Source organism: Blautia sp. AM28-27 (assembly GCF_003480905.1).
GTDB lineage: Bacteria > Bacillota > Clostridia > Lachnospirales > Lachnospiraceae > Fusicatenibacter > Fusicatenibacter saccharivorans.
The window spans coordinates 99,296-112,640 of sequence record NZ_QUJK01000001.1; the positions used below are offsets into that span (position 1 = coordinate 99,296).

Genomic DNA, 13,345 nt, shown 5'->3' on the forward strand with positions numbered 1-13,345 from the left:
CTCCCCCGTTCCGTCCCGTCCGCGTCAGGTTCCGCTCCCACCCAAATCAATGCCCCGCGCCCCGGCACGTTTCTCCCCTCCCACCGCATCCGCCGCCCACACGCCGACCGCTTTTTCTCTGAAGTTGAGAGCGGAAGAATCTGCTAGATAGAAGGGGATAAGAATGGAAATGAAAGAACAAATAGGATATTAGTGGAAAAAGTTGAGAGTTGTGGAAAATATGGGGGTTGAACTGATATGAAAAGAAATATCTATAAATATACGTATTTATATAAAAAAAATTACATGTTTTTGTGAAAAAAATATTTATGTGAATTTATAATGAATAAAAACTGAAAATATGTACAAAAAGCACATTGAAAAAAGAAGAAATATAGATATAATGTAAGTATGTAGACGAAAAAGAAAAGCTGAACAAGACTATTTGCATATGAAAAATAAAAAAAACGATGGAAAATATGTAATTATAGATGACGGGACAGCAGGGGGGCTGTTTCTGAGTGAGAATGAATACTATGTTGATGAGAATAAAAAAGTTGTTTTGTGCAATTCTGAAAAAAAAGATAATCTGTTTAGAAAGAGATATAAACTAACACATGGCGATAAGTGTTATAGTATCATCAAATATTTTTGCCCAGAGGTAGAATTTATCTCTATAAAAATTATGGAAACAGGGGAAAGAGGTAGCATTGATTCATTCAAAGCGGCGTTAGAATGGTGCTTAAAAGAAAAGATAAAACTTGTGCATATGAGTGTTGGAACAACAAATTATATAGATGCAAAAAAGATAGAAAATATTATAAAACAAATGGTTTCTAATAAAATGATATTATGTGCAGCGCTATCAAATACAAACTTTCCTACATGGCCGGCATGCTTTGATGGGGTTTTCGGGGTAAGAAATTATATTGCTAAATTGCAGGAAAAAGAAATTTCGGTGTCTAAATCATTTCCTTTTTCGGAAATGAATTCGATACAGTTAAATTTTGATGACGTTTTAAAGAAGATTGTTGGGAAAGAATACAAATCAAATAGTTTTGCAGCTCCGATTATTACTGTGCTTTTGATATGTTATTTAAGGAAAAATAAAAAAGGTTCATACCAAGATGCAAAAAAATTTATTATGAATCATATAAACAAATGTATCTATGAAAAAGAATTGGAATGGAATGGGATTGTGAATAATAAAGCGTGGTCAATTCCGATAATTTTAACACGTACTGTTATTGGGGCAAAGTTGTTATATGAGTGTTTTGGGAAGGAAGACTATGAGTGTATAGTATTAACATCAGAAAAGAACCTAAAAGAGTCTTGCGTGGCAGAAATTCCATTAGAATTTTATACGCATGGGAATGTGACAGAGACGTTAATAATGGCAGTAAATACAATATACAATCCAGATGTGCTTATTATTCAAACGGATAAAAATATATTTGAAAGTAATAGTTTGATAGATTTTGAGGTTTTTGATAAAAAAGGATGGAATGTGAAAACAAGGATGGAGCAAATGCAGTTTGAAAATTGTTATAACGCATATAAATGGATAATAATGCAACTTTTAGACGACTAAAATTTACTGGATTACTTTTGCGATCGCAATGGGTAATAAAATTATGCTCGAAGGGAGGTATTCAAATGAAGAAAACGCTTAAAAAGAAAGAACATAAGGGAAGAAATAATGTGAGTGTTTATGCAAATGGACCGTGTTCATGCACATGCTTTTCTACGTGTGGGTCTGCCTATGTTCAGAAAGCTCAGGCGCAGAATCAGTTATACACAAGTGTATTTGGATCTAATGCTAATCACTAAAATGTAAGAAAGATGAGGGCAGCTACAGTGTTAATTAGTGGTAGTCCTCATTTTAATTAGAGGATAAGTTTAAAAGTTGATTTAAGCATTATAAAAAATCGTTTAAGAATATGGCTAGAAGTATTATAGATCCTTTGAAATAGCGTTTGTTAAAATGTTGATATGTTTGTTGTAGAGTAAAAATGCTGACAATAGTAGATTTGATGAAAGAGAATAGAAATGATAGAAGAAAAAGTGAAAGATATATTAAAGAAATATAGAAATTTAGAACAGAAAAAAGACTGGAAAAATCAAAAGCTTTTAGGAAATGATCTAAAATTCAGCGCAAGAGATTTGATAAATGTATATGTGGAGTTAGAAAAAGAATTTGATATTCATTTTAAGGAAAAAGATATTGTGGCTGGAAAATTTGATACATTTGATGACATAATAAAATTGATTAACAAAGAAATAGCATATAAAACAAGAGGAAAAGAACATGCATAAACCATTTATTCATTGTTTCAAAACTGCAAAAGAATATTATGTATATGATGTGAATACTGATAAAATTATTCAGGTGTCTTTCGAAACATATAATTTTTTGGAAAACAATATTTGGGATGAAAAAGCGGAAAGAGAAATAGAAAAGCTAATAAATGAAGGATATTTGAAAAGAACGCGGGTAGAAGAGGTAAAACATTTTGCTACGGACTTTTTAGAATCTTATTTAGAAAATAGAATGAATCAGTTAGTTTTGCAAGTGACACAAAAATGTAATTTGCGTTGCAGTTATTGTGTTTATTCTGGTGATTACAAAAATAGAAATCATAGTCAAAAAGAAATGAGCTGGGAAACTGCAAAAGAAGCAGTAGATTATTTGTATGGGCATTCGATGTCTAGCGAAGACATATATATATCATTTTATGGCGGAGAGCCATTATTAATGTTCAGATTGATAAAAGAAGTAGTTGAGTATGTGAAGAGAGAATATTGCCAAAGAACGGTACATTTTAATTTGACCACTAATGGAACGTTGTTTACACCAGAAATTGTTCAGTATTTTATTAAAAATAATATACAAATTATGTTTAGTTTGGATGGGCCTAAAGAAGTGCACGATAAAAATAGAATATTTGCAGGAAGTAATAGAGGATCATTTGAAAAATTGAGAGATAGCATGAAAATGATATATAGTATGGACAGAAAATATTATAAAAAAAATGTGTCTTTCAACACAGTGTTAGATCCCCAAAATGAGTTAAGAACAATATATGAGTTTTTGGATAAAGATAGGCTGATTTCGAAAAATTTGAGTAGAATATCTGTTTTGAATGATAATTATACGGATAAACAATGTGAATTTAGCGGAGAATTTGTTGAAGAACAGGAATATGAATATTTTAAATGTTTTCTTTCAAAATTAAAACGAATTAATGAAAAATTTGTGGCTAGAGCAGTAAAAGAAGAATTTGATAATGAAATGAGAGAAATTAAACAACATGAGGAAAAAATGCAAGAAGAGATTTCAAAGGTAAATCATCATAGTGGTCCCTGTATTCCAGGCGCGAAAAAAATTTTTGTAACAGCAGAAGGAAATATATATCCGTGTGAGCGAGTGAGTGAAATATCAGAAGTTTCCAAAATAGGTGATATAAAAAAAGGAATAGATAAAAACAAAGTGTTAAATTTGCTAAATATAGAACGATATTCGCAAGACCGGTGTAAGGATTGTTGGGCATATCAACATTGCACAATTTGTATAGCATGTGCAGATGACACTAAAAATATTTCAAATAAAGAAATAGAAAAACATTGCTGGAAGGTTAGAGGGGGATTTGAAGAGGCAATGAAAAATTACTGTACTTTAAAAGAACTTGGTTATAAATTTGAGGAGTATGAATGAAAATGTTAAAAAGAGTAGGTATATTTCCGGTAGATCAAGAAAGTATAACACTATTTGAGAACATACATGAATGTAGATATGGTGAAATTATGCATATTGCTTCAATAAAAGCATGGGGACTTTGCGGGAAAAAAATTCAACGTTGTGATGGTAGTGAGATAATAATAGAGGAGGGAATAGGTAATATTATAAAAGAATGTGAAGTGTTAATTCTTCTTGAAAGTTGGCACGATGCATCGCCTGAATATATAAAGAGCGTGGTGAAAACAGCAAAGCAGAAATCCATAACGATAGTTTCTATTAATAATATCAGGAACAGTTTAGAGATAGATCAGCATTATGAAAATGTCGTTGTTGCTAAAAAATTAAAAATTCAAAAAAAGTGTGACGATTTAAGAGTAAGAAAGATAAATATTCCGGTTATTTGCGTTTTGGGTTTGACACAAAATAGTGGAAAATTGAAAATGGAATTAGAACTGCAAAAATGTTTGAAACAAAAAGGATATAAAGTTGCAGCAATTGTTTCTGGATTAAATGGATTAATTGGGAAAGATACATTTTGCTTTGAAAAGAAATATTTAAATGGGAAAAATAGGAATGAAGAGATAATTATAAATATAAATGCGGCTGTAAAGCGGTTAGAACAAGATTATGATATTGTAATTGTTGGGATACCAGGAGCATGTCTCTCGTTTAATCCACAATATTCTAATGATTTTGGCATTACTACACAATTGTTTATGTGTGCAATAGAACCAGATTATAGTGTTTTGATGCTACCATATATGCGCTATGAAGAAGCGTTTATTAGTCATGTTAAAGATGAGGTTCAAAAAAGATATGATATTACAATTAATGATATTGGAATATCAGAATTTGCAATTGATATGGATGCGAGTTTTGAACAAAAAAAGATGTGTTTTTTAAAATTAATTGACAAGGAAAGGGATTTTGAGCATTTGAAAAAAATATCAGTTGTTGATATTAAAAGTGATTCTCAAATAGAAAAATTGAGCGATAGGATTATTTGGACACTTGAAAATTAAACATAAGCTTGTCGCATTTTGAAATATATAGGGGGAAGAAAGAATATGTTGAAAAGAGCGAGCAGAAAATTAAGAAGTACTCCTGCGAAAACATTGATGTATATCATACTGTTTTTAGTACTTTTCCTGGCGATATTTTCTATGCTGATGATTGGAATTGCAAGTGGAAATAAAGTGAAAAGAGCACAGGAAACATTGGCCAACTCTATTACTCTGCGCGGGCCGGCCGAGGGAGAAGCTGGAAAATCATGTACTGTATATGCGATCCCGTCCGCAATCGTAGAAAAGTTCATTGACAGCAATTATGTTCAGGGGTACACCATGGAAGCGGGAACATATTGGCTTGATCCGGTGGATACGGAAACATATATCAGCGAGGAGACACAACAGCGCCTAAAAGGTTATCTGAAAGATTCAGGCATGTATACGATGACGGCTGTTGGAACACTGGACTGCGCATACGATACCTATTTTCTGGCAAAGGGTTACAGGATTGTGGAAGGAAGCGGACTGAGCTACGGAGAACGGGGCAAATACGAAGCTGTGGTAGGAGAAAAATACGCCGAAAAAAATCATCTCCATGTGGGCGATACTGTTAAATATAAAATGGAGCAGGGAACGATCGAATACTATAAAGTAAGTGCCCCGGAAGAAATTAGTTTCAAAATTCGAGGCATTTACAGAACTCCAGAGGTTTATCAGTCCGATTCCGTTGTGAATGACTGGCACAATAATTTAATTTTTATTCCACTGGATATTTTCTGCGAGTATTCTATGAAAGCATTAAAAATTCAAAATGTGGGATTTAATACAGTTACGGTCTATTTGAAAGATACAAAATCAGTTGAACCATTCATAGAAGAAACAAAAAACAAAATAAAAATAGGAAGTGTGGATGATGTTGTACAGACCGATGAAAATGGAATACGTTCCAGCGTAAAGCCAATGGTAATATCACAGCAGGATTTGGAATCTGGAGAATGGTCCTATCAGTTGATTCGAAACAAGGAATGGTATGAGATGGTTGCGAAACCTGTTGAAAAATTGAATCGTCTGATAGGATATATGATCGTAGGATTTGTGACTGCCGGAATTTTACTGTTCGGCATTCTGACCAGCCTGTCAGTCAAAGGGCGAAAACGTGAGATTGGAATTTTACTTTCGATGGGGGAACACAGAAAAAGGATTTTAGGACAGTTCGTTTTGGAGAATTTGGTTCCGGTTTTGATTGCCCTGGTTTTTGCGGCGCTGTGTGCGACACCAACAGCAGAGTATTTCGCAGATCGGATGATTTCGAATCAGGCTGAGAAAGTGGAGCAGGAAAATGAAGATCTGTCGGGAAATATTAAAAACGCGCTCCCGACAAGCGAAATAGCTGCGTATGAATCAACGGGAGTAACTGTTGATACGGATTTGTCCATTGAGTGGAACTGGAAAATCATGACGGGGATGATTCTTGGTATTTTAGATCTTTTCCTTTTGATATTAATTCTGCAAGTCGGCAAAATAACTAGAGAAAGCCCGGCATCTATATTGCTGGACAGAAAGTAGGTGTTCATGAAGAAAAAAAGAATGATAATGATCGTAGCGATGGTTCTGGTGCTGGTATGGCGGGAAGACGTTTTTGCAGTGGAATCTGGAACGACACAGGTTTCGCTACAGGCAGACTGGCTCCAAGAGGGAGATTACCAGTATAGCGTGGAAGAAGATGAAACTGTAACTTTACGAAACTATATCGGGACGGAAAGCGTGATTGTCACACCGAAAGAAGTAGGTGGGAAAGAAGTGACGAGAATCGGAGATTCCTGCTTTTTGAGAAAAACGGATCTTCGGGCAGTGCAGATATCCGAAGGCATTGTTGAAATCGGGGAATCTGCCTTTGCGGAAGATGGTCAGTACAGTGATACAACTGCTGGGTTTATCAGCATTGTAATGCCAAAAACACTAAAAAAGGTAGGAAAAAGCGCATTTCAGGGAACTAGAATCACACAGATTTATTTTTATGATGGTTTAGAGAGCATTGGTGATAATGCCTTTATGTATTGCTCTTCTTTGTCAAAAATACGGATTCCAGATAGCGTGGAGAAAGTAGGACAATTTTTATTTTTGGGAGCTGGAAAACCCTATGAAGAAAGTCAAGATAGTGCGATGAAGATTTTTGGCGGAAAAATAGCGGAAGAACTTGCAAAAGATAATCAAAGAGCCGAATATGGTGGTGAAGAAATGCAGGAAATTTCGATCCAGTATTGGCTTGAGAAGAAGGAGAATGAAACGAAAGAAGAGGTTATAGGACAAAAATATTTTGATAAAAATGATACAGGCTTTGAAAAAGTATTTTTTAAGGCTCCTTCGAGTGGAGAAAAGCAAAGTGGGAAAATAGTCTGGATGGACATATTTCTTGGGGTGTGTATGGTTGGACTAATAGGAATCAGTGTTTGCTTAAAGGATTAAAAATATTATATTTGTGAACAATGAAGAAAATAATAGAGAATAATAAATGTTTATATTTTTTAAAAGAGTTACTCAAATATAAAAAAGAAATAGGTATTTTGAGTATAAGCACTATTGTTTCTACAGTAACTGTATTTCTGCAACCATTATTGATAAAACAGATCACAGACATCGGAATACTCGAAAAAAATATGCCCCAAATTGTTAATGGAGTAGCCGGTTTATTTGTTTGTGTGCTGGTATATTTAATGATTGAAGTTGTGCAGGCAAAAACTTTTGCAGAAATACATAATTCATTCTATAAGAACTTGTATTGCAATGTATTTCGAAAATTATTGCATTTAAAAAAACATTATTTTCAAATGAAAAATAGTATGGAAATAGTGCAAATGTTACAATGCGATGTATCTCAGGTTGCGTCTATGACAGATAGATATGTAGTGATGAGCTTTTCGTATGTTTTTCGTGTAATTAGTGGACTTGCTGGACTTATGCTGTTGAGTCCTGAACTGTTATGCATTGTAGTGATAGTAATTCCAGTGAAATACGTGTTAGTAAAATGTCTTGCTAAAAAGCGTGAGAAAAACATGAAAATGTATATTCAAGTTGAGCAACAATTTGGAGGATGGCTTGGCGATACAATTAATACTGTGGAAGAAATTAAATTGTGGAATCTATATGAATTAAGAAAATGCGAATTTTTAAAACAGATTTGTAAATCGTTAGCGGTTGAAATGAAAGGAACCATGATTGAGACATGGAATATTTTTGGGGATGCTGTTTTAGAGTGGGGTGTAACAATTCTTATTTATTTAGTTGGTGGATATTTGGTGTTCGTGGGAAAAATTTCCATAGGTTCAGTTTTTGCTTTTGTTTCTTATTCTAGTTATGTTACAAGACCGGTAAATAGTTTAATTGATCTGCGTATGCATTTTGCAAGTGTCAAACCGTCCGCTGAACGACTTTATACATTTTTGAATATGGAAGAGGAACGAAGTGGAAGTAAAAGAGTGGAAAAAGAGATTTCGCCAATATTAGAATTTAAAAATGTGAGATTTCAGTATACAAAGGATAGGGAAGTGTTAAAGAAAGTATCTTTTAAACTTGAGCCGGGAGAAAAAGTGGCTATTATTGGAAAAAATGGAAGTGGAAAATCAACAATTTTGGAATTACTATTACGATTTTATGAACCGGAAGAAGGAGAAATTTTATGTAATGGTGAAAATATAAAAGTGCTAAAATTATCAGAATACCGAAGCCTTTTTTCTGTTGTGAGTCAGAAATCAGCGTTGTTTTTGGGGGACATTGTGCAGAATATAGATTTGGAGGGGAAAGCAGACAGACAAAAACTGAATGAGGTACTAAGGAAAAGTGGCGTGAAAAAATACTTGCAACGTTTTCCAGAAAAAGAAAAAACACAAATAGGAGATGATGGAGCATTTCTTTCAGGAGGAGAAAGACAAAAGCTTGTGGTTGCACGGGCACTATTGAAAGATGCGCCGGTTATGCTTTTTGATGAAGCGTCCAGTGGATTTGATGTAGAAGCCAATGAATATCTTTATAAAATTATAACAGAAGAAATGCCGGAAAAATCTGTGATTTTTATTACACATCATTATGATAAACTGGAAAAATTTGATAAAGTATATTTGGTAAAAGATGGGTTTCTTACGGAAGTGAGAACTGGAAAAATGTAGAGGCGACTAGATTATAGTAGAAAGGAACAATATGGCAGAACTGGAATTAAAAGAGGTAAGCTATTTTTACGAGAGCGGCGGAAAGAGAATTGATATTTTGGATAAAGCCAGCTATTCATTTGAGAAGGGTACTCTTTACACGATTGTTGGTCCTTCTGGATCGGGGAAAACAACGACGCTGACTTTGGCGGGTGCGCTGGAAGAACCTAAGAGCGGCTGCGTGTGCTTTGAAGGAAAAGATATCCGGGAAATTGGCTATACAAGATATCGAAACAGCAAGATTGGAATTGTGTTTCAGGCGTATAATCTGCTGCCTTATCTGACCCCGCTGGAGAATGTGCTGGCGGCAATGGAAATTACGTCAAATCCGATTAAAAACAAAAAAGAACGGGCGCGGGAACTTCTGACACGAATGGGAATTACAGAAGATCAGATGAACCGCAATATCAATAAACTTTCAGGAGGCGAACAGCAGCGCGTAGCGATTGCGCGTGCGATTTCGACAAATGCAGAGGTGATTCTTGCGGATGAGCCGACGGGAAATCTGGACGTTGATACGGCGGCTGGCATTGTGAAAATTTTCAAAGAGCTGGCTCATGAAGATAAGAAATGTGTAATAGCAGTTACACATTCGGAAGCATTTGCCGCGGAGGCAGATGTGGTGGTACGGCTGGAAAAGAAAAAATTGCAGGATTAAACATGAGGGGGAGGGAAAGTTTTTATGAACTGGATCAAAAGAGCATTTCGCAGTATTTCTTATCATAAAAAAAATACAATTCTGATGTTTTTAAGTTTCCTGATTTTATCCATCCTGATCCTGTTTGGCTTATGTATCCGCGCGGCAAGTCGGGAACGGATATGGGAGATTCGGACGAGCATCGGAGGAAGCGTGCTTGTATCGAATGAGCGTCAGATATACAGTGAAGAGCCGCGCGGTGTGAATTCGATTTCACATCAAAAATATTTGGAACTCTGCGCTGATGAAAGAATTCGGTTTGGCAGCTGTAATACGGTGACAGCTGCTCTGGCGGATAACTTTACAGCTGAAATTATGGACGGACAGGAAGAAAATGGAACAGAAAATATTTATGTGGAGGGATCATCTGATCCTGTCGAGTATTTTAGTTCTGTTTCTTCTGTAGTTACACTGATTTCGGGACATGTACCGCAGAATGCAGAAGAAGCGGTAGTCAGTGATGGGATTGCGGAACGGAATGGACTGGGAATAGGAGATACCATAGCTGTTCTTTCACCATACACAAAGGAGCGGTATACATTTAAAATCAGTGGTATTTACAGTACGAACGAGGCAGCTTACAGTGGAAATGTGGTATATAATAACCCAGCAAATGCTATCTATACCCTGGATACACCAGTTTATGAGATGAATGAAAATGATAATGTAAAAGAAATTACATTGCAGTTGAAGGACCCGGAAGAAGGAAGAGCGTTTGCTGAAGATGCGAAAAAAATGCCGGAATATATCAAAGAAGAATATGATATGGACTATACGGTAAATGTTTCAGCTTATAAAGCGGTGGCCGACAGCCTGAAGAGCCTGGCAGGGATTTCGAATCTCATGGTGATAGTTTCCGTAATCCTTGGAACTATCACATTAAGTTTTTTGATTCTTATGAATTTGCGGGATCGCATGTTTGAGATTGGCATTCTTCTTTCTGTTGGAGAAACAAAGATGCGGATTATGCTGCAGATGTTGATGGAATCTTTTTGCCCGGTATTGCTGGCAATTACAGCGGGGGTAATTTTTTCTTATCCTTTGGCGAATGTGATAAAAATAGCTGTAGATCTTTCGAACGGTGTGCAGGCTGCAATTAAGACACAGCAGATTATAATATTGTATCTTTGTGGAATGGGGGTTGTGCTGGCTTCTTCTATGGTTATGGTATACCAGATTGTACGATATCAGCCGAAAAAGATTTTGATGATGGAGTAAAAAAAGAAATAGTCAGATAAAATACTGAATATGCAGAATTGACCGTATTTTTCTAAAAATAAGAAAATTCGAAAAAAGGTGTTGACTTTTGCTTTCGGGGGTGTTATTATAACTAAGCTGTCAGCGAGAGCTACAGTAAAAGAGTTTCTTTGAAACAGAAAAACCTAGTTCGGAGCCGGGTGGCTGCCGCGGGTTGCAAAACTACTTCAAAAAAACTTGAAAAAAGTTCTTGACAAAAGCAAATGAGTTTGATAGAATAAACGAGTTGCTGATCGAGAGAACGGCAGAGAACAAAACGTTCTCAGGAAGTTCGAAAGAGCTTCAAAAAAATAAATTAAAAAAGTTCTTGACAAATGAAAAGCTCTGTGATAAAATAAACGAGCTGATCCGAGTCGGAACGGCAGAGATCCTTGATAATTAAACAGTGAAACACATCCTCGAAAGTTCTGAATAAGTAATTCAAAACGATCGAAAGATCCTTTAAAACAGTAAAAGGGATAAATTAGCTAGTATGTTGATTTTGAACTTGGAACAAACATTTTATCAGAGAGTTTGATCCTGGCTCAGGATGAACGCTGGCGGCGTGCTTAACACATGCAAGTCGAGCGAAGCAGTTAAGTTGATTTCTTCGGATTGATTCTTAACTGACTGAGCGGCGGACGGGTGAGTAACGCGTGGGTGACCTGCCCCATACCGGGGGATAACAGCTGGAAACGGCTGCTAATACCGCATAAGCGCACAGAGCTGCATGGCTCGGTGTGAAAAACTCCGGTGGTATGGGATGGGCCCGCGTCTGATTAGGCAGTTGGCGGGGTAACGGCCCACCAAACCGACGATCAGTAGCCGGCCTGAGAGGGCGACCGGCCACATTGGGACTGAGACACGGCCCAAACTCCTACGGGAGGCAGCAGTGGGGAATATTGCACAATGGGGGAAACCCTGATGCAGCGACGCCGCGTGAGCGAAGAAGTATTTCGGTATGTAAAGCTCTATCAGCAGGGAAGATAATGACGGTACCTGACTAAGAAGCCCCGGCTAACTACGTGCCAGCAGCCGCGGTAATACGTAGGGGGCAAGCGTTATCCGGATTTACTGGGTGTAAAGGGAGCGTAGACGGCAAGGCAAGTCTGATGTGAAAACCCAGGGCTTAACCCTGGGACTGCATTGGAAACTGTCTGGCTCGAGTGCCGGAGAGGTAAGCGGAATTCCTAGTGTAGCGGTGAAATGCGTAGATATTAGGAAGAACACCAGTGGCGAAGGCGGCTTACTGGACGGTAACTGACGTTGAGGCTCGAAAGCGTGGGGAGCAAACAGGATTAGATACCCTGGTAGTCCACGCCGTAAACGATGAATGCTAGGTGTTGGGGAGCAAAGCTCTTCGGTGCCGCCGCAAACGCATTAAGCATTCCACCTGGGGAGTACGTTCGCAAGAATGAAACTCAAAGGAATTGACGGGGACCCGCACAAGCGGTGGAGCATGTGGTTTAATTCGAAGCAACGCGAAGAACCTTACCAGGTCTTGACATCCCGATGACCGGCCCGTAACGGGGCCTTCTCTTCGGAGCATTGGAGACAGGTGGTGCATGGTTGTCGTCAGCTCGTGTCGTGAGATGTTGGGTTAAGTCCCGCAACGAGCGCAACCCTTATCCTCAGTAGCCAGCAGGTAAAGCTGGGCACTCTGTGGAGACTGCCAGGGATAACCTGGAGGAAGGTGGGGATGACGTCAAATCATCATGCCCCTTATGATCTGGGCTACACACGTGCTACAATGGCGTAAACAAAGGGAGGCAAAGCCGCGAGGTGGAGCAAATCCCAAAAATAACGTCTCAGTTCGGACTGCAGTCTGCAACTCGACTGCACGAAGCTGGAATCGCTAGTAATCGCGAATCAGAATGTCGCGGTGAATACGTTCCCGGGTCTTGTACACACCGCCCGTCACACCATGGGAGTTGGTAACGCCCGAAGTCAGTGACCCAACCTTTTAGGAGGGAGCTGCCGAAGGCGGGACTGATAACTGGGGTGAAGTCGTAACAAGGTAGCCGTATCGGAAGGTGCGGCTGGATCACCTCCTTTCTAAGGAAGAACAAGTAAAGAATGGGTTTCATTGTTTAGTTATTAAGGAACAGCAAAAGCTGTAGACTTTACAGTTTCAAAAACTGAATAACTATTGCTGGTGGCGATGCGCTTAGGGGACACACCCGTTCCCATCCCGAACACGATGGTTAAGACCTAAGCGGCCGATGGTACTGCACTGGAGACGGTGTGGGAGAGCAGGTGGCTGCCAGCTTCAAACGGGGACGTAGCTCAGTTGGGAGAGCACCTGCCTTGCAAGCAGGGGGTCGAGAGTTCGAATCTCTTCGTCTCCATCCGGAAAGAAAACTTCCGGGCGTCGGAAACGACTGAGGGCTTATAGCTCAGCCGGTTAGAGCGCACGCCTGATAAGCGTGAGGTCGGTGGTTCGAGTCCACTTAAGCCCACTGGATTTGAGTGAATCAAGTCCAAA

Annotated in this window: 9 protein-coding genes, 2 tRNA genes and 2 rRNA genes; all 13 read left to right on the forward strand. The window is 38.1% G+C overall.

The features are described from left to right. Positions 1-430 precede the first annotated feature (430 nt). The 13 genes from DW743_RS00425 to DW743_RS00490 all read left to right on the forward strand — a co-directional run bounded on the left by DW743_RS00425 (position 431) and on the right by DW743_RS00490 (position 13,319). Positions 431-1,570, forward strand: a complete 1,140-nt coding sequence (locus DW743_RS00425; protein WP_055226864.1) for a hypothetical protein — start codon at positions 431-433, stop codon at positions 1,568-1,570. 458 nt (positions 1,571-2,028) lie between these two features. Then, positions 2,029-2,295, forward strand: coding sequence for a hypothetical protein (locus DW743_RS00430; RefSeq protein WP_055226866.1), 267 nt, complete (start codon positions 2,029-2,031; stop codon positions 2,293-2,295). After that, positions 2,288-3,694, forward strand: a complete 1,407-nt coding sequence (ccpM, locus tag DW743_RS00435; protein ID WP_055265672.1) for a Cys-rich peptide radical SAM maturase CcpM — start codon at positions 2,288-2,290, stop codon at positions 3,692-3,694. Before DW743_RS00430 ends, ccpM begins: the two co-directional genes overlap by 8 nt. A gap of 2 nt (positions 3,695-3,696) precedes the next feature. Then, complete coding sequence (locus tag DW743_RS00440) at positions 3,697-4,740, forward strand: DUF1611 domain-containing protein (RefSeq protein WP_055226872.1); 1,044 nt, start codon at positions 3,697-3,699, stop codon at positions 4,738-4,740. A 141-nt stretch (positions 4,741-4,881) separates the two neighbouring features. Continuing rightward, complete coding sequence (locus tag DW743_RS00445) at positions 4,882-6,291, forward strand: ABC transporter permease (RefSeq protein WP_158554998.1); 1,410 nt, start codon at positions 4,882-4,884, stop codon at positions 6,289-6,291. A gap of 6 nt (positions 6,292-6,297) precedes the next feature. Then, entirely contained in the window at positions 6,298-7,191 is an 894-nt protein-coding gene (locus tag DW743_RS00450) for a leucine-rich repeat domain-containing protein (RefSeq protein ID WP_022463281.1), read from the forward strand. A gap of 20 nt (positions 7,192-7,211) precedes the next feature. Then, positions 7,212-8,888, forward strand: a complete 1,677-nt coding sequence (locus DW743_RS00455) for an ABC transporter ATP-binding protein (RefSeq protein WP_055226874.1) — start codon at positions 7,212-7,214, stop codon at positions 8,886-8,888. A gap of 31 nt (positions 8,889-8,919) precedes the next feature. After that, positions 8,920-9,585, forward strand: coding sequence for an ABC transporter ATP-binding protein (locus DW743_RS00460; RefSeq protein WP_055226876.1), 666 nt, complete (start codon positions 8,920-8,922; stop codon positions 9,583-9,585). Between the two features lie 24 nt (positions 9,586-9,609). Beyond that, a complete protein-coding gene (locus tag DW743_RS00465; protein WP_055226878.1) occupies positions 9,610-10,842 on the forward strand; it encodes an ABC transporter permease in 1,233 nt (410 codons plus the stop codon). 540 nt (positions 10,843-11,382) lie between these two features. Then, positions 11,383-12,915: ribosomal RNA gene (locus tag DW743_RS00475) — 16S ribosomal RNA — on the forward strand. 96 nt (positions 12,916-13,011) lie between these two features. After that, positions 13,012-13,129: ribosomal RNA gene (gene rrf / locus DW743_RS00480) — 5S ribosomal RNA — on the forward strand. Positions 13,130-13,135: 6 nt separating this feature from the next. Beyond that, positions 13,136-13,208: transfer RNA gene (locus tag DW743_RS00485), tRNA-Ala, on the forward strand. A 37-nt stretch (positions 13,209-13,245) separates the two neighbouring features. Continuing rightward, positions 13,246-13,319: transfer RNA gene (locus tag DW743_RS00490), tRNA-Ile, on the forward strand. Positions 13,320-13,345 lie beyond the last annotated feature (26 nt).

Bases quoted from the DNA above. Each gene is read 5' to 3' on its own strand.
- DW743_RS00460 (WP_055226876.1), top strand. From the start codon at position 8,920: ATGGCAGAACTGGAATTAAAAGAGGTAAGCTATTTTTACGAGAGCGGC.
- DW743_RS00455 (WP_055226874.1), top strand. From the start codon at position 7,212: ATGAAGAAAATAATAGAGAATAATAAATGTTTATATTTTTTAAAAGAG.
- DW743_RS00445 (WP_158554998.1), top strand. From the start codon at position 4,882: ATGCTGATGATTGGAATTGCAAGTGGAAATAAAGTGAAAAGAGCACAG.
- DW743_RS00440 (WP_055226872.1), top strand. From the start codon at position 3,697: ATGTTAAAAAGAGTAGGTATATTTCCGGTAGATCAAGAAAGTATAACA.
- ccpM (WP_055265672.1), top strand. From the start codon at position 2,288: ATGCATAAACCATTTATTCATTGTTTCAAAACTGCAAAAGAATATTAT.
- DW743_RS00465 (WP_055226878.1), top strand. From the start codon at position 9,610: ATGAACTGGATCAAAAGAGCATTTCGCAGTATTTCTTATCATAAAAAA.
- DW743_RS00425 (WP_055226864.1), top strand. From the start codon at position 431: ATGAAAAATAAAAAAAACGATGGAAAATATGTAATTATAGATGACGGG.
- DW743_RS00430 (WP_055226866.1), top strand. From the start codon at position 2,029: ATGATAGAAGAAAAAGTGAAAGATATATTAAAGAAATATAGAAATTTA.
- DW743_RS00450 (WP_022463281.1), top strand. From the start codon at position 6,298: ATGAAGAAAAAAAGAATGATAATGATCGTAGCGATGGTTCTGGTGCTG.